Annotated in this window: 14 protein-coding genes; 5 read left to right on the top strand and 9 right to left on the bottom strand. The window is 69.4% G+C overall.

Annotated features, from left to right (window positions below; all coding sequences use genetic code 11):
* Nucleotides 1-151 precede the first annotated feature (151 nt).
* From GVV77_RS00495 to GVV77_RS00455, 9 genes are all read right to left on the bottom strand, one after another.
* On the bottom strand, nt 152-2,770 hold the full coding sequence (locus GVV77_RS00495; protein ID WP_159615377.1) for a glycoside hydrolase family 38 N-terminal domain-containing protein: 2,619 nt from the start codon (nt 2,768-2,770) through the stop codon (nt 152-154).
* Nucleotides 2,763-3,503, bottom strand: coding sequence for an N-acetylmannosamine-6-phosphate 2-epimerase (locus tag GVV77_RS00490; RefSeq protein WP_159615375.1), 741 nt, complete (start codon nt 3,501-3,503; stop codon nt 2,763-2,765). Before GVV77_RS00490 ends, GVV77_RS00495 begins: the two co-directional genes overlap by 8 nt.
* On the bottom strand, nt 3,496-5,247 hold the full coding sequence (locus tag GVV77_RS00485) for an FAD-dependent oxidoreductase (RefSeq protein ID WP_159615373.1): 1,752 nt from the start codon (nt 5,245-5,247) through the stop codon (nt 3,496-3,498). Before GVV77_RS00485 ends, GVV77_RS00490 begins: the two co-directional genes overlap by 8 nt.
* Entirely contained in the window at nt 5,244-6,740 is a 1,497-nt protein-coding gene (locus tag GVV77_RS00480) for a DUF4127 family protein (RefSeq protein WP_159615371.1), read from the bottom strand. The genes GVV77_RS00485 and GVV77_RS00480 overlap by 4 nt, the downstream gene beginning before the upstream one ends.
* Entirely contained in the window at nt 6,737-7,690 is a 954-nt protein-coding gene (locus GVV77_RS00475) for an ROK family protein (RefSeq protein ID WP_159615369.1), read from the bottom strand. Before GVV77_RS00475 ends, GVV77_RS00480 begins: the two co-directional genes overlap by 4 nt.
* Nucleotides 7,687-8,400, bottom strand: a complete 714-nt coding sequence (locus tag GVV77_RS00470; RefSeq protein ID WP_159615367.1) for a GntR family transcriptional regulator — start codon at nt 8,398-8,400, stop codon at nt 7,687-7,689. The genes GVV77_RS00475 and GVV77_RS00470 overlap by 4 nt, the downstream gene beginning before the upstream one ends.
* Nucleotides 8,397-9,302, bottom strand: coding sequence for a carbohydrate ABC transporter permease (locus GVV77_RS00465; protein WP_159615365.1), 906 nt, complete (start codon nt 9,300-9,302; stop codon nt 8,397-8,399). Before GVV77_RS00465 ends, GVV77_RS00470 begins: the two co-directional genes overlap by 4 nt.
* Nucleotides 9,299-10,177 carry a carbohydrate ABC transporter permease gene (locus GVV77_RS00460; RefSeq protein ID WP_201293145.1) on the bottom strand — a complete coding sequence of 293 codons (879 nt, stop codon included), beginning with the start codon at nt 10,175-10,177 and terminating at the stop codon, nt 9,299-9,301. Before GVV77_RS00460 ends, GVV77_RS00465 begins: the two co-directional genes overlap by 4 nt.
* 88 nt (nt 10,178-10,265) lie before the next feature.
* Complete coding sequence (locus GVV77_RS00455) at nt 10,266-11,588, bottom strand: ABC transporter substrate-binding protein (RefSeq protein WP_159615363.1); 1,323 nt, start codon at nt 11,586-11,588, stop codon at nt 10,266-10,268.
* A gap of 234 nt (nt 11,589-11,822) precedes the next feature.
* On the opposite strand from GVV77_RS00455, the gene GVV77_RS00450 reads away from it, so the two are divergent.
* The 5 genes from GVV77_RS00450 to GVV77_RS00430 all read left to right on the top strand — a co-directional run bounded on the left by GVV77_RS00450 (nt 11,823) and on the right by GVV77_RS00430 (nt 16,756).
* The gene (locus GVV77_RS00450) at nt 11,823-12,524 is read left to right on the top strand and encodes an ABC transporter ATP-binding protein (protein WP_159615361.1); all 702 of its coding nucleotides are present in this window, start codon (nt 11,823-11,825) and stop codon (nt 12,522-12,524) included.
* Complete coding sequence (locus tag GVV77_RS00445; RefSeq protein WP_159615359.1) at nt 12,521-13,816, top strand: ABC transporter permease; 1,296 nt, start codon at nt 12,521-12,523, stop codon at nt 13,814-13,816. The genes GVV77_RS00450 and GVV77_RS00445 overlap by 4 nt, the downstream gene beginning before the upstream one ends.
* A 45-nt stretch (nt 13,817-13,861) precedes the next feature.
* Complete coding sequence (locus GVV77_RS00440; RefSeq protein ID WP_159615357.1) at nt 13,862-14,521, top strand: TetR/AcrR family transcriptional regulator; 660 nt, start codon at nt 13,862-13,864, stop codon at nt 14,519-14,521.
* Between the two features lie 137 nt (nt 14,522-14,658).
* The gene (locus GVV77_RS00435; protein ID WP_159615355.1) at nt 14,659-15,741 is read left to right on the top strand and encodes a LolA family protein; all 1,083 of its coding nucleotides are present in this window, start codon (nt 14,659-14,661) and stop codon (nt 15,739-15,741) included.
* A gap of 61 nt (nt 15,742-15,802) precedes the next feature.
* Nucleotides 15,803-16,756, top strand: a complete 954-nt coding sequence (locus GVV77_RS00430; protein ID WP_246199547.1) for an ABC transporter ATP-binding protein — start codon at nt 15,803-15,805, stop codon at nt 16,754-16,756.
* The last annotated feature ends 6 nt before the right edge of the window (nt 16,757-16,762 follow it).

Raw genomic sequence — 16,762 nt, 5'->3', positions numbered from 1 at the left:
GTTCGTACAAGTCAAGACTGTCTGAAAGTATTGATGCCTTTAATTGCAGGGGTCTTGTGCTTTTCGGATTAAGTGGTCCGTACCTATTGGCAAACCCTGCAGACACGCCGAGAAGCCGCGGCTGCGTGCCGCGGCTTCTCGCGTGGGACGGTCAGCTCAGGAGGAGCGTCACCAGCCCGTAGGGCGGCAGCTCAAGGTGGAGCTTGTCCTCCCGGGGCAGTTCTTCCTCGGGGGTTTCGTCGATCCGTGCCCAGTGCACCGTGGTGACGCCCTCGGGTACGGCGACGGCGGCGGAGGCCGGGAGCGGGCTAGGGTTCGAGATCCGGAGCACTGAGCCGCCGGCTCCCTCGGCCGGCTTCCAGGCCGAGACGAGGGCGCCGGTCACCTCCGGCGCCGTGCGCGCCGCCGACCGGCCCGCCGGTGCCTGGACCCCGGGGCGGAGGGCGAAGGCCGCCAGCGGGGCGGCGTGGAGCGCCGCCGCAGTCAGGAAAGCGGGGTTCTCAGGCTGGACGCCCTCCCCCAGCACGACGGCGACGTTGACAGTGAGCGGCCCCAGGCACTGGGCCTCGGGCACCGCCAGCATGGGCCCGGCGCCGGTGGTGCGGGTGCGCAGGTCGAAACGGGAGAGCCAGCCGACGGCGCGCAGCAGGGTCACTGCAAGGACCGCCGCTTCTCCGCTCCGGAAGGCCTGGACCTCGGGCAGCCCACGGACCAGCAGGGCGACGGCGTCCGCGCCGCGCCCGACACACGCCCAGGAGGTCACGGGGGCCACCGGGTGCGCGGCCTCGAGGGCGGCCTCGGCCGGCAGTGGTCCGAGTTCGGGGCCTATCAGCCGCTCGATCGTCGACCAGTGCTGGTCCGCCGTCCACGCGTTCGCGCCGGCGTCGACCGGGGTCTCGAAGCGCAGCCGGTGATCGCGTGCCCGGTTGTCCAGCGTGATCGCCCACTCGAGGCGGTCGGTCTCCGCCCAGTGGGTGACGGTGATGTCCAGCGGCGAGTCGACGGTGGAGGCGCTGCGGCTGTCGCGGTCCTCTCCGAGCCCTTCGGGAAGGGTCAGGACGGCCGCGATCCGCACACGCGTGCGCAGTTCGGTACGGGTGACCTCGACGTCGACCACCCGGGGCACGGCTGGCGCATCGCCGGGGATCGGGTCGAAGTTGTAGGTGTCCCCGCGGTCGCCGGAGGACACGAGGCGGCCAATGCCCTCATGGACGACGCCGCTGGTCGTGTCCTGCACGCGCAGGGAGGCGTCGTCGAGCACCTCGAGGCGGAAGCGCCCACTGTCCACGACGCGGTTCTTCTGCACCTCCGGTCCGGTGGTGGCCTCGCCGAGTTCGGCGCTGAACGTCGTCCAGCCGAACGCGGGGACGTTCCCGGCCGCGAAGGCGAGGGTGTGCGTGTCGGTGTCCCGGCTGTCGGGGAGCAGGTCCAGGTCGGCCTCGAAGACCTTCCCGCGCCGGGTGGACTCGACCTCGAAGGGGATCGTCCGGCCCGCGGCGTCGCGCAGGCCCGTCACCACGCGCCCGGCCTCGGTCACCACCTCAACGGTGGCGGGTCCGCTCACCGGCGTGCCGTGGCCGGAGAGCACGACGACGCCGGCGCTCTCACGCGCCGGGTCACCGTGCTGGCGGGTGTCGACGCCTTCGGCCAGCAGGAGCCGGCGCAACAGCAGGTCCCCGGTGTCGGTGGCGCGCTGGGCGCGCACGGTGGTCTGGCGGTGCACCTCGTCGGTGCTGCAGCCGCAGATCGAATCGTGGGGCGCGTTCTTGATCACGAGGTCCCACGCGTCGTCGAGCAGCTCGGCATGGGAGTCCGGCCGTAGCTCAGGGGCGCCGGAGGCGGAGGCGGCCAGCCGGTGCCGGGCCAGCTGCGGTTCGACGAAGCGCTCAAGCAGCGTCTGGACCCGGTGGTTCGCCAGCTTAACGTAGCTGCGCGCGGAGAGGGTGCCGGGCAGCAGGAAGGTGAGCCGGTTGCCAAGGGTGCGGAGTTCGCCGGAGACCTCGGGCAGGTCGACGGCCGCGGCGCGCGCCTCCGCGAAGAAGTCCTCGAGGGTTGTCTCCGCCAGGGCCACGCCAGCCCCGGCGGCGGCCTCCTGCCGTTCGGCCGGGGGGCGCGGTACGAGGTGGTCCCCGCCGTTCAGGAGCAGGAGCGGCCCCTCCGGCATCCGGTTCCGTTCGGTGTCGACGAACTGCTTCAGCTGGGTGTCGCTGCTGTCGGCGTCCCAGAGGGTTTCGGTCTGGTGATAGCCCTGGTTGACAGTGAAGACCTCGCTGCCGTCCGGGGAGATCCAGCGGAACCGGGCGTGCTCCGGCGGCGCCCCGCGCCAGACGAGGGCGGTGTCGATGCCGAAGCCGTTGAGCAGCCGCGGCAGGTCCGCCGGGTGCCCGAAGGCGTCGGGCGAGTAGCCCACCGGCGAGAGCCTTCCCATCCGGGCGCCCCACCGGCGGGCGCGCAGGAGGTTCCGGACGAGGTTCTCGGCGGAGACGAGCTGGTTGTCGGCGAGCACGTGCCACGGCCCGACAGTCAGCCGACCCGAGCGGATGTGCGCTGCCAGGCGCTCCTCGAGGTCCGGGCGGATCTCCAGAACGTCAGCGAGGATGACGGTCTGCCCGTCGAGGTGGAAGGAAGCGTATTCGTTCTTATCCAGCGCACCGCACACCCGCTCCACCAGCTCAACGAGCCGTCCCCGGTATCCCTCGAAGGTGCGGTACCACTCCCGGTCCCAGTGGACGTGGGAGATCACATGGCAGGTCTCTTGGGGTTCAGACACGGGTGCCTTTCTCGGTGGTGGCGGCGACGGCGGAGGTGCGACGGGCGAAACGGGCGGTGATTGACTGCGGGTGGGTGATGGCGGAGCCGACGACGACGGCGGCGGCGCCCAGCTCGAGGGCGGCGGCGGCGTCGTCGGGGGTGGCGATGCGGCCTTCGGCGAGGAGGGGCACGGTGAGGACGGCGGCGAGTTCGGCGACCAGGGCGAGGTCCGGCCCGGGTCCGGGACGGCTGTGCGGGGTGTAGCCGGCGAGGGTGGTGGAGACCAGGTCGGCTCCGGCGGCCTCGGCGGCGAGGCCTTCCTCGACGGTGGAGACATCGGCCAGGACGAGCACCGGCGCGGCCTCCTTGAGCCGTCGGATGGTCTCGGCGAGGGTGAGCCCGTCCGGGCGGGGCCGGTCCGTGCCGTCGAGGGCGACGATGTCGGCGCCCGCCCGCGCCACCTCGACCGCCGCGGAGAGGGTAGGTGTGATGTAGACGCCGGTGTCGCCGATCTTCCACAGCCCGATGATCGGGGCGTCGGTTGCGGCACGCACGGCGCGGACGTCGTCGGGCCCCTCGACGCGGACGGCGGCGGCGCCACCGGCGAGCACGCTCAGGGCCATGGCCCGCATGTGGATTGGGCCGCGCAGGGGTTCGCCCGGGTAGGCCTGGCAGGACACGATGAGGTGGCCGCGGAGGCGGTCGAGGATTCCTGCCGGCTGGGGTGCTGCCGCGGGGAACTGCTCAGGCACTGGGGATCTCCGTACTGCTGGGAACGAGGGGTGGGACGGCGGGTGAAACGGCCGGTGGGAGGACGGTTGGGTGGGCGACGGCGCCCTCGGGCCAGGCGATGGGTGCGCCCCGGGCGGGGAGGGCGTCCTGCACCGCGCGGAGCCGGCCGGGGTCTCGAACGATCCCGCGCGCGCTGGCTGGCCTTCCGGTGGGGGCTCCCGTTCCGGGACCGGCCGGCGAGTCAGTGCCGGCTGGCGAGTCGACGCTGTGCCTTGGGGCGGAACCGGCCGGCGAGTCAGTGCCGGCTGGCGAGTCGACGCTGTGCCTTGGGGCGGAACCGGCCGCCGCGACGGCAGCCGCCGCGATCACCCCGGCGGCCTCCCCGATCGCCCATTCGCCGGGCTGCAGCCGGTAGGCCGCGGCGGCCACCTGCGTCGCGGCGAGGTTCTTGGCGCCCATGACGAGGTTGGCCGGCCCGACCCCGTCGGCGGGGACCAGGGCGCGGGCGGGGATCGAGAACGGCGCGGTCTCGCTGAACACCGTGCGGGGATGGCCCACCCGGGGGTGCAGGTCGGCATGGTACCAGGCGATGCCGACGGAGTCGGGCACCGGCCGGGCCAGCCCGTCCGGGCCTGCCACCAGGTCATGGAAGGTGACCGGATCGGGGTTGGCCAGCCGCCGCGATTCGCGCACATAGGGGGCAGCCGCGAGCCCGTCCGGGGTACCGCTCAGCTCGGGGGCCAGGCGCAGCTCGGGGTAGCCGCGGCCAGTGCCGAGCGGGCCCTGACCGTCCTCGGGGTCGCGCGGCACCTCCGTGCGGAGCCAGTGAAGAAACGCCAGCGTGAGGTTCCGGGCCTCCCGGGTGGCGCGTTCGGGGTCGGCCACCAGGCCGCGGGCGCTGTAGTCATTGCCGGCCCAGTTGATCACGGCGGCCTCGGGCTTGCCGGAGGCGGCCGTGCGGATCCTGCGGTACTCCCAGAAGGGCGGCTTACCGTCCGGGCCGTCATGGAAGAACCGGTAACGGTGCGTCTCGCCGTCCCAGCCGTCGAGGTCGAGGGAGAACGGCTGGGAATCGCGCAGGCGGGCGTAACTTTCCGGGGCCGGGCCGACCGGGAGGGCATGGGGTTCGCGGACCACCGCGGCGACCCAGGTGAAGGACTGCTCCGCGCGCGGGTCGGCCGGGCCGGGGACCGCGTCCGGTTCGCCGTAGGCGTCGGTGCCTTCCGAGCCGATGACCCAGGCGGTGCCGGTCAGGGGCAGCAGGTCTCCGGTCTCGGTGGCATCGATGAAGGCCCCCGCGGAGAGCACCAAAAGCGACCCGCCGGGGCCCTGCAGCTCCACGGCCTCGATTCGAGGGTCAGGCCCGGCACCCAGCACGGCCCGCACCGGCGTGTGTCCGGTGAAGAGCCGGATCCGACCGGCCGCGAGGTGCTGCTCGAGCATTCCCTCAAGGACGTCCAGGCCGACGAGCGGTTCGAAGCAGAGCCTGCTGACCCAGCCCTCGCCGGGGTTGGCGGCGCCGCCGCAGGCCGCGCGGACGAGGTCCCTGAAGCGGCGGTAGGTTGCCGTGACACCGGCCGATTCGACGAGCGGGTGTTCATCGAGCGGTGCGGTGAGCTGCGAGGTCACCTGCCCGCCGATCATCGGCTCGGCTGCCGTGAGCACCACGGAGCTGCCGGCATCGGCCGCGGCGAGCGCGGCGGCGATACCGCCAAGTCCCCCGCCGATGACGGCGATGTCGGCGGTGAGGCGGGTGCGCGTCATCGGTCCGTGCCCAGCGTGAAGTCGATCTCGAAGGTGCGGTGCCAGGGCAGTGTGAGGCCGGACAGGTGGATTTCCTCGAAACCGGGCCGCTCCAGCACGGCGTTCAGGCGGTCCTCCGCTGCGCGCAGGACGGGGTTGTGGGTGTCTGCGGGCTCGACGGAGTCGTGGAGCTCGGGATTCGAGCCGAGCTCGGCCCGCACCCGGGCCCGCTCGACGGACATCCACCCGTAGTCCTCCACCACCCTCCGGGCGAGGGCGAGGCGGGCTTCGTCGGGGTTGTACGTCCCGGCCGCGCGTCCGGCGCAGGTCGCCACGAGCTGTGCCGCGACGGTGCCGACGGTGTTGCCCGCAGTGTTCCAGGCGGCGAAGCTGCTGAGATGCCTCCACGCTCCGCGCTCGTCAAGGGCGGCAATGAGGGCCGGGTCGGCGCCGTTGGGGCGGTGGACGTCCGCGAGTCCGACGACGGGCGAGCCGGCGGCGGCGTCAAGCACGAGCTGCGCGGTGGCCGCGGCTGCCTCGGTGTCGTTGCTCTGCTGCGGCGAGACGGCCCAGTCGGCGTGCGGGGTGCGGGGCGCCTCGGGGGCGTGAACCACCAGCACGGCGTCCCATCCCCCGGTCTTACCGGCATCAGCGCCGCCGAAGTCGGCCACTGCGCCGGCGGATTCGAGCTGCCGGCGGATGGTTTCGCGCACCGTCGTCGATTCGTAGGGCGCCACCCGCTCAAGCGTCCCCGGGTCGGCGCACAGCACGCCGATGCGCGGTGTGCTGGTGCCGAGGACGTCGAGGCAGGCGCGGGCCACCAGGACGGCGCCGATCTCGTCGGCGCCGGGCTGGACGAGTGCCCGGCCGCCCAGCTCGAGCCGCTCCACCCAGCCCTCGAGGGCTTCCTGGTCGGTGGCCGAGAGGGACCGCTGCGAGGCGTCGTCGATGCCGACGACGAGGTGGTCGATGACGCTGCGGCCGGTGAGTTCGAGGGCGGCGAGCGCCAGGGTGTGCTGGCGCATCCTGCGTCCCAGCCAGTCCCGGCGGACCTCCTCCGGCAGCGCCGATCGGGCCTCTTCGACGCCCTTCCCCGTTGCGAGGGCGCCCGAGAGCCGGTGCAGCGCCGGGCCGTACGGGTTCCAATAGGAGGGTTCCTCCATGGCGTCGAGAGAATCCGGGGTGCGCGGGACGAGGGTGAACCCGAAGACCGTCGCCCCGGGGTGGTCGAGCGCCGACCAGCGCCCCAGGACGTCCGACGCCGATTCGTCTCCGATCCGCGACGGGATCAGGCCACCGAACCCGAGGCCCTCAAGTGAGACGACGAGGTGTCCCGAGGTGCCCACGCGTTCCTGCAGCCAACCGGCGAGGACGCCGGGATCGCCGGGCTGCCGGATGGAGGGCAGGGCCTTCGCCGGGGGCAGGGCGCAGTCCAGGCCGGCGATGCGGGCAACGGATGCCGGGAGCTGGGTGCAGACCGGCCGCTCATCGAGGGGGATCAGAGCGATGCTCATGAGAGCACCCCGGCTTCCGGGGGGCGGGCCGGAACCGGATCCGCCAGGCTGCGGGCGGCGCTGACCGCCCCGACCGCGACGGCCGCGGCCCCCACCGTTGACGCCTCGATGCGCAGGTCTCCGACGGCCGGGATGGTGGTGGCGCGGGCGGCGGTGCGCACGCGGTCGAGCCACCACTGCCCCAGTCCGGCCACGCCCCCGCCGATCACCACTAGGTCGGGATCGAAGACGTTGGCAAATGAGCCCAAAGCCACGCCGAGCGCCTCCGCACCGCGGTGGAGTACAGCGCGGGCCGCTGAGTCGCCGGCGGCTGCAGCGCGGTCGACGTCGCGGAGGGATCCGGCGGTGCCGCCGGCCTCCCGAAAGAGGTCAGTCATGGCGGTGCCGGAGGCGACCGCCTCGAGATGCCCCGCCTTCCCGCAGGGGCAGCGCCGCCCCTCGGCGCCGGGGACCAGCACATGGCCGAAGTGTCCCGCGGCATCGTGCGCTCCCCAGTGGAGCTGCTCGTGCACCACGAGGGCACCGCCGATCCCGGTGCCGACGGTCACGCCGAGCACGGTGCCGGCGCCGCGTGCCGCGCCGTGCCGGACCTCCGCGAGCGTGAAAGCCTGGACGTCGTTGACCACCCGGACCGACGCGTCCGGGAATGCCGCCTTGAAAGCCGAGAGCAAATCGGTCCCCTGCCATCCGGGCAGGGCGTCCGTTGCGGAGAGGACGCGGCCGGTGCGGTGATCGATGACCCCGGCGGCGCCGATGCCGACGGTGTCGATCCGGCGGTTGCCGGCGGTGGTGAGGGCGAGGCCGAGCGCGTCGGCGAGCACGCGGGACGCCCCGGAAGAGGCGCGCGTGGGGATTTCATCGACCGGTCCGGCGCCGCCGTCGCTTCCTACAAGTGCCGCGAGGGTCTTGGTGCCCCCGATGTCTATGCCGAGTGCGGTGCCGTCCGTCACCGTCCGCGCGCCTTCTCCACGGTGACATGGAAGTCGTAGCGGTCGGCGCGGTACAGGCTCTTGGCCTGCTCGATGACGCGGCCCTGGGCGTCCGCAGTCACCCGGGAGACGGCGAGCGCCGGCGAATAGGGCGGGACCTCCAGCAGGTGCGCCTGGTCGGTGGTGAGCACCGTGGCCTGGATGGTCTGGGAGGCGGCGACCGGGCCGCGGCCGATGCCCTCGAGGTAGTCGTAGAGGGAGGAATTCTCGTGGAGTTCGAAGTCCTCGGGCACCAGCTCGGCCGAGATCCACACGTTCTCAAGGCACATCGGCAGCCCGTCGGCTGTACGGACCCGCTCCATGTGGACGATGCGGGCACCGGGGGAGATATTCAGGACGCTGGCGGTCTCGGCGTCGGCCTCGGTCCACGTCACCGTGCTGGCCCGTGACCCGGGCACCATGCCGCGGGCACGGATGTCCTCGCTGAAGGAGGTGAGGGTGAGGGACTTGGTGATCTTGGTCAGGTCGGACACGAAGGTGCCCGCCCCCTGCACCCGGTAGACGAGGCCGTCCTCGGCGAGCCGGGTCAGCGCCTCGCGGACCGTCATGCGGGAGAGCCCGTACTGGGCCATCAGCTCGCGTTCGCTGGGTAGCGGGGCATGGGCGTCGAGCCCGCCGGTGATCAGCTGCTCGAGTTCGGTGCGCAGGATCTCGTACTTTGGTGCGCTCATCCCTTGATTCCCCCTTCTCCGACGCCGCGGAAGAACCACCGCTGCAGCGCGAAGAACAGGAGCAGCAGCGGAAGGACGGCGATCATGGTTCCGGCGGCCACCACGCGCTGGTTGCTGGTGAAGGTGCCGGAAAGATACTGAATACCCACAGTAAGGGTGTAGTTGGACGGGTCCTTCAAAATAACGAGGGGCCAGAGGAAGTCGTCCCAGGCGAACACGAACGCGAAGATGGCGACGACCATCAGGGACCCCTTCACCGAGGGCAGCGCGACCCGGAGGAACCGCTGCCAGTCGGAGGCGCCGTCGATCATGGCAGCCTCCTCGATCTCCCGGGGAAGCGAGCTGAAGGCGGTGCGCATGATCAGGATCGACAGGCCGGTGGCGGCGGCGGGAAGGATCACGCCCATCAGGCTGTCGACGAGGCCGAGGGAGCGCGAGGTCAGGAACACCGACACCATGATCACCTCGAACGGGATGATGATGGTGGCCAGGAACAGGACGTCGACGAGGGTGCGGCCCCGGAAGCGCATCCGCGCCAGCACGTACCCGGCCAGCGAGGCGAAGATGCAGTTCAGGACGGCCGACGACGTCGCCACGATCAGCGAGTTGCCGATGTAGCGGAAGACCGGGATGGTCTCGGCCACCGCAACATAGTTCTCGGCTGTGGGCGAGACCGGGAAGGGGTTCGCCGTGAAGATCGATTCGGCCGGACCCTTCAGGGAGGTGCCGAACTGCCAGATGAACGGGCCCGCCAGCAGCACGAACACGAAGGCGAGCAGGAGGTACCGGACGGTGTAGTTCACGGCCTTCCGGCGGATGCTCGCCCGGCTCCGGCGGCGGCGACGGTCCGGGCGGGACGGCGTCGTCCGGGCCGGGGGTGTCCGGGTGGCGACAGCGCTCATCGCGTCTGCTCCATTCTCTGCGAGCGCAGATAAAGGATCGAGAATCCGATGGTGAGGACGAACAGGGCCAGGCTCATGGCGGAGGCGTAGCCGATCTCGCCGCTGAGCCCGAGTCCGACCTCGCGGATGGTGTAGACGAGGGTGCGGGCCTGCCCGCCGGGGCCGGCGGTTCCGCTGCTGATGACGAAGATTTCGGCGAAGACCTTCATTGAGGCGATGGCGCCGAGGAGCCCGACGAGGAACATGGTGGAGCGCACGCCCGGCAGGGTGATTGACCAGAAGCGGCGGGCGCCGCCGGCGCCGTCGACCTGGGCCGCCTCGTGGAGGTGCTGGGGCACGTTGCCGAGGGCGGCGAGGTAAATGACCATGTAATAGCCGAGGCCCTTCCACACGGTGACGAGCATGCAGCTGAACAGCAGCAGGGAGGTGTCGGTGAGGAACGGCAGGGGTTCCTGCACGATGCGCAGCGCCTGGAGCACCCGGTTCACGGCGCCGTCGGAGGACAGCAGCCAGGTCCAGATCAGGCCGACGACGACCATCGAGGCTACGACGGGCGAGTAGAACACGGAGCGGAAGAATCCGATGCCGGGCAGGTTCTTCTCGACGAGGACGGCGAGCAGGAGCGGCAGCAGCATGAGGAGCGGCACGACGACGATGGCGTAGAGCAGCGTGTTGCGCACCGACGTCCAGAACTGCGGGTCGCCGAGGAGCGCGGCGTAGTTCTCGACTCCGGTGAACTTGCCCCCGCCGAGGGTGGTGGCGTCGGTGAAGGACAGCACGAGGGTGTTGAGGAACGGTCCGATGTGGAAGATGAGGGCGATGGCGAGCGCCGGGGCGAGGAACACCCACGGCAGCCAGCGGTACTGGGCTTTCATTTCCTTCTCTCTCCCTCGGGTGCTGCGCTCGGTGCGGTCGGCCGGGCGGCGTCCCGGAATATGTCGGGACGCCGCCCGGCCGGGGTGATCACTTGCCGGTGATGGCGTTGGCTTCGGCCACGGCCTGGTCGAGCGCCTCGGAGGCGGTCAGTTCACCGTTGAGGGCGAGCTGGATCTTGCCGATGACGGCCGACTTCACCCGGTCGTCGAACTGCACGGGGACCAGGTTGCGGGCGTTCTCGAGCTGTTCGGCGGCGATGCGGCGGGCCTTGGACTCGACGGTTCCGTCCGAGTCGTCGGTGAAGTACGGGTCCTCGAGGGCCTCGGTCACCGACGGGAAGATGGTGACGATCTTGGAGAACTCGAGCTGGTTCTCGGCGTTGGTCATGTACTCGGCGAACTCCAGGGCGGTGGCCTTGTTGTCGCTGCTCTCGGGAACCAGCAGGCCCATGACCGAGACGTTGGTGGGGCCGCCGTCGCCGGTGATCTGGGGTCCGACGTCGGTGGCCTTGGCGATATCCGGGGCGTTCTCCTCAATGATGGAGAGGAAGTTGGCGCCGGAGGGGAACAGGGCGATCTGGCCGGCCTGGTAGGCCTCGGTCTCCTTGGAGTGGTCCTGCGTCAGCGAATCCGAGGGGAAGACGCCGTCCTTGTAGAGGTCGGCGAGCTCCTGGACGTAGGCCTCGGCCTCGGGGGTGTTGAAGGTCCATTCGGTGCCGTCCTCGTTCATCAGCGGGACGCCGAGGCGTGCGAGGTCGGGGATGAAGCGGTTTTCAAGTGCGGGGTGCATGCCGTGGATGCCGCCACCCTTTTCCTTGAGGGTGCGGGCGGCGCTGAACAGTTCCTCGTAGGTGGCCGGCGGCTGCTCGGGGTCGAGCCCTGCCTTTTCGAACATCGCCGTGTTGTACATGGTCACTTCGGAGCTGAGGTACCAGGGGAAGCCGTAGGAGCCCTCCTCGCCGGGGACCTTGAACGCATCCCAGGCGCCTTCGACGTAGGCGTCCTTCAGGTCCGGCACCGCCTTCTCGAGGTTGACGAAGGCGCCCTGTTCCTCGAGGGGCTGGGCGAAGTTGGGGTTCAGGTTGACGACGTCGGGAAGGGAGTCGGCCTGGGCGTCGGTCGAGATCTTCTCCTGGGCGCCTTCGAAGGGGATGTCGATCCACTTCACCGTGGTGCCGGGGTGTTCGGCCTCGAAGTCGTCGATGACGCCTTCGATATAGTCGGTGAACGTGGGCTTGAGCTGAAGCGTGGAGAACGTGATTTCGCCGGTGACTTCGCCGTCGGCTGCGTTGGCTTCGGCACTGTCCGACCCCGAGTTGAGTCCGCAGCCGGTGAGGCCGAGGACGAAGACGCTGGAGAGCGCGAGGGCGGTGGTGGAGAACTTCTTCATTGACTGTGCTCCCATAGACATGATGGCCACCTGAAAAGGTGAGGAAAGTAAGTGGTTCGTACCAGTTACTCGATCTTCGCGCATGCAGGCTCCAAAGGTCAATAGGTTCGGCCAAATTGGACCGGACCACCTTTCCTTCTGCGGCAATTATCCTTCCGGTACGCCTGCTCCTTGTGCAGTCTAAGCATGATAACGTGCAGTCACTGCAAGAATATCAAAGGAGCTCAGGGTGACCAGGACACAAGGACGGCGGCCATGACGCCGATTATCGATGCGAGGAATGTCAGCAAGGGATATGGGTCGGGAGCGGGCCGCTTCGAGGCGCTTCGTGACGTCTCTCTTTCGGTGGGGCGCGGAGAGAGCGTAGCGATCGTCGGGAAGAGCGGCTCCGGCAAGTCCACGCTGATGCACCTTCTGGCCCTGCTCGATACGCCCGACGCCGGAAGGGTTTCCTTCGCGGGACAGGATGTCCTGGCGCTTCCCGCGAAGAGGGTCAGCGAACTCCGTAATAAGGAATTCGGCCTTGTTTTCCAGCAGTTCTTCCTGACGCCGGGGACGTCGGTGCTCGACAATGTCACGCTGCCCCTGAAGATCGCGGGCGTGCCGGCCAGGGTGCGGAAGGAACGCGGGCTGGCTGTCCTCAATCAGTTCGAACTCGCGGACAAGGCGTCGAACAGGGCCACAGACCTTTCCGGCGGGCAGAAGCAACGGGTGGTCATCAGCCGGGCCTTGATGAATGGACCGAGTGTCATCTTCGCCGACGAACCCACCGGCAACTTGGACAGTGCAACGGGAGCGGTAGTCGAGGACGCCCTGTTCACGCTCAACCGGGACCTCGGAATCACCCTGGTCATCGTCACCCACGACGAGGACCTCGCCGCCCGGTGTGACCGGCAGGTCTTCATCCGCGACGGAATCATCGAATCCGAAACGCGCAGGAGCGGAGCAGCCGCATGAGGACCACCGACCTGATTCGAACAGCGGTCCACAACACCTTCCGCAGCAAACTGCGCACGACGCTGACCGTTCTCGCTCTTTTCATCGGCGCTTTCACGTTGACGCTGACCACCGCCGTAGGGGCTGGAGTCACCGACTACGTGACCAAGCAGGTGGCGAGCCTGGGCGCCGATGACGTCTTCGTCGTCACCCGCACGGCGCCCACCACGACCGATGGTCCTGCAGCCTACGACCCTGCGACATCCAGCGCATCCTCCGGCACCGGCGGACCCGGTCTGCCCGGGGCAGGGGAAAGTGACCCCCTCACCGAAGCGGATCTCACCAAGCTTGCGGATATTGACGGCGTCCTGAGCGTGGACCCGGTTCAGGCAGTCGCCATCGACTTCATCGAGCACGACGGCGGGCAGCAGTACGAGTTCAGCGTCAACCCCACATCCTCCATTACGCAGGCCGATCTCCTCGCAGGTAAACAACTCTCGGAAGGTTCATCAGCACTCGAAGTCATCCTTCCCGCCGATTACGTCGACCTGCTCGGCTTCGCAGTTGCGGAGGACGCCGTGGGCGCCACCGTTGAGCTTGGACTGACCGATGTCCTCGGCAAGCAGCACCGGCTGGAGGCGGTCATCGCCGGCGTGTCCCAGGAGAGCCTGCTCTCCTCGGGAGGAGGAGCGAATCCTGCGCTGGTCGCGGAAGCGGCTGATCTCCAGTCGGCAGGGGTCGACACCGGGCCGGCCCGTTATCCCGTCGCTGTGGCCTACTTCGACCCAGAGCAGTCCGACGACGCAGTCGCGGCCTTGAAAGCCGACATCACGGATGCAGGCTTCGGCGCGCAGACCATTCAGGATCAACTCGGCGTCATCAAGACAGTGATCAACGGAATCGTCGGTGTACTCAATGCCTTCGCAGTGGTCGCGCTCCTTGCCGCGGCCTTCGGGATCGTGAATACCCTGTTGATGAGCGTGCAGGAAAGGACACGGGAGATCGGGCTCATGAAAGCCATGGGGATGCGCAGCGGCCGCGTCTTCTCCCTCTTCAGCCTCGAGGCGGCGTTCATCGGGTTTCTCGGGAGCGCCCTCGGAGCCCTGACTGCCGTCGCCATCGGGACGGCACTCAACGCGGCCCTCTCCGCCGGTCCCCTGGCGGCCCTCCCCGGACTGGATATTCTGCTCTTCCAGCCCTCGGCGATTATCGGGGTCATCCTCCTGATCATGGCGATCGCCTTCGTTTCCGGCACGCTGCCTGCCAGCAGGGCCGCCCGGAAGAACCCCATCGACTCGCTACGCTACGAATAGACGCATTACCGGACGAGGAACGACCGACACCAGGAGGAATCACGCATGGCAGTCCCCAAGGAACCCGGGCTGCGCCAACGCAAACAGGCCGCGACGGCGCTCACGATCGAACGGAGCGCCGTCGCCCTCGTCCTCGAACACGGCCTGGACGCGGTGACCGTCGACATGATCTGCGAAGCAAGCAATGTCTCCCAGCGCACGTTTTTCAACTACTACGGGACCAAAGACGCGGCCATCCTTGGCGCCACGCCTCCCAGCCTCGATGAGCACAAGGTCCGCGAGTTTCTTGCCTCCGACTCGAAGGACCTCCTCGCTGACCTGTTGGATCTTCTTGCGGCCCTCCTGCCCGGGGACACCATCGACTCCGAGCTCGTTGCCGCGCGCCTGAAAATCATCAGCCGAACCCCCTCACTGATGCAGAAGGAAATGGAGCGGCTGTCCGCAATCCACGAGGAGGTAGGAGACATCCTCTACCTTCGTTTACGACGGCACGCACAGCACGGGGAATCCGAAGCCGCCATCCGCCAGCAGAGCGCCCTCTTGTCTCACCTCATCCCCGGCATCCTGCGGTACGTCTTCGAACAACCCCGCACCACCGCCGCCGGTGAGGGTGAGGGTGAGGGTGAGGGTGATCCAGCATCCGTCCTGGCATCCGCCCTGCGGAAACTCCTCCCTCCCGATCCATTAGCAGCGCACGCCGACTAGTCGACCGGATACTTCCGTGGAGGTCGCCGGCCGCTGTGCCCGAACGAATCCGTCCCGAAATCCACGGCTTCCTCACAGCTAGCAGGAGTACCGTTAACAGAGCGTGGGGGTAAGGGAATCACCCGAAAGGCACGATCATGGCAAAGAACTGGCAGCGTTGGCTTCCCGCCGGCATCGTCCCGGCGGTCATTGTGGCGGCGTCCGTCGTTGGGCCCAACCTCGCGCAGGCGAGCCCCAAGCTGCCGGCGAAGACCGCGCAGGAGCTCCTGGAGCTGGTCGCCGACAGCACCGACAGCGCCTTCTCCGGCACCCTTGAGCAGTCCTCGGAGCTCGGCCTGCCGGAGTTGCAGTCCATGGGCCCCGGCGGTGGAAGCACCGACGGTCCGGCCGCGGCCCTCGATCTGCTCACCTCCGATCACACCGCCCAGGTCTCCATCGACGGCCCCGACAAGGCGCGCGTCCAGGTGCAGGACCGGCTCGGCGAGCGCAACGTCGTCTTGAACGGGGACGAGGTCTGGTACTACGACTTCCGCGAGCAGGAAGCAGCCCACGCAGTCCGTCCGGCGGAATTGACCGAGGCCCCGATGGGTGAGGCCTACTCGCCGGGGCAGATCGCTGAGAAGTTCCTCTCCACCATCGACCCGTCGACCGAGATCACCGTGGGCGACAACGCCCGGGTTGCCGGCCGCACCGCCTACGAACTTGTGCTTACGCCCAGCACCGAGGACACCCTCGTCGACGCCGTGTCCCTCGCCGTGGATTCCGAGACCGGCGTTCCCCTGAGCTTCACCATCGCCGCGCAGGGCCAGTCCGAGCCCGCGTTCTCGGTCGCCTTCTCCAGCATCGATTTCAGCGCACCCGCTGCGGGCCTGTTCGAGTTCACTCCCCCGGCAGGCACCACCGTCACCGACGTGCCGGTGAAGGAACACCGGGATCACGGCATGCCCGACCGGGACCCCGCCACCGAGCCGAGGGTCCTCGGCGAGGGGTGGAGCTCGATCGTCGCCCTGCCGGCAGGCTCCGCGTCGAACGCTTTCACGGCCACCCCGGACAGCGAGGACGCCGCCGAGGCGCAGGCCCTGCTGCAGCAGGCCTTCATCCAGGTCGACGGCGGACGCGTGCTGCAGACCTCACTGGTCACGGTGTTCATCGCCGACGACGGACGCGTCTTCGCCGGAGCCGTCGGTGCCGACCAGCTGATCGCTGCCTCCCAGCAGTGACGCCGGGGGTGCCGCGGGGGCAGGCAACCGACCGTCGTCGGGCCCAGGCTGGAGTGCGCCCGTGAGCGCGGCCACCACCGAGCTGGCCATCGAGACCCGCGGGCTGACCAAGACCTTCGGCCACCAGCGCGCCGTCGACGAGATCGACCTTCAGGTACCGCGGGGATCGGTCTTCGGCTTCCTCGGGCCCAACGGGTCCGGCAAGACGACCACCATCCGCATGCTGCTCGGCCTCGCCGCCGCCTCGAGCGGTGAGATCCGGCTGCTGGGTGGTGCCATGCCGCAGTCCTCCAAAGACGTCCTGCCCCGGGTCGGTGCCCTCGTGGAGGGCCCGGCCATCTACCCGTTCCTCTCGGGCCGGGCGAACCTGCAGCGGTACGACGACGCCGACCTGCTCACCTCCCGCGCCACCCGGAACAAGCGCGTCGACGCCGCCCTGGAACGGGTGGGCCTCGGCCATGCCGCCCGCAAGCGTGCCCACGCCTACTCGCTCGGCATGAAGCAGCGCCTCGGCATCGCCAACGCGCTGCTCACCCCACGCGACCTGCTCATCCTCGATGAGCCGAGCAACGGGCTCGACCCGCAGGGAACCCGGGAGGTGCGCAGCCTCATCCGATCGCTGGCGGGCGGAGGCACCACCGTCTTCGTCTCGAGCCACCTGCTGGCCGAGGTGGAGCAGATGTGCGACCAGATCGCCGTCATGAGCGCCGGACGGCTGGTCGCCCAGGGCACCCTCGACGAACTTCGGGCGCAGGGCACCGCCCACGTGCGGGTCCTCACCCCCGACCCGGGCGCGGCCCGCCGGGTGCTCGAGTCCCTCGGACTGAGCCCGGAGACGGGCGGCCGGGACGACGTCGTGACGGCCGAACTCACCCTCAACGGCCTTCAGCCGGAGACGGTGAACGCGGCACTGGTCCGGGCGGACGTGCGCGTCCGCGGCTTCAGCGTCAGCGGCGCCTCGCTCGAGGAACGCTTCGTGGCACTGACGGGAGAGGGGTTCGACGTTGCCGGCTGAAGCTCT

Source organism: Arthrobacter zhaoguopingii (assembly GCF_009828605.1).
Lineage (GTDB): Bacteria > Actinomycetota > Actinomycetes > Actinomycetales > Micrococcaceae > Arthrobacter_D > Arthrobacter_D zhaoguopingii.
Note: the sequence above shows the minus strand (reverse complement) of the source record. Positions and strands in the feature narration are given on the sequence as shown.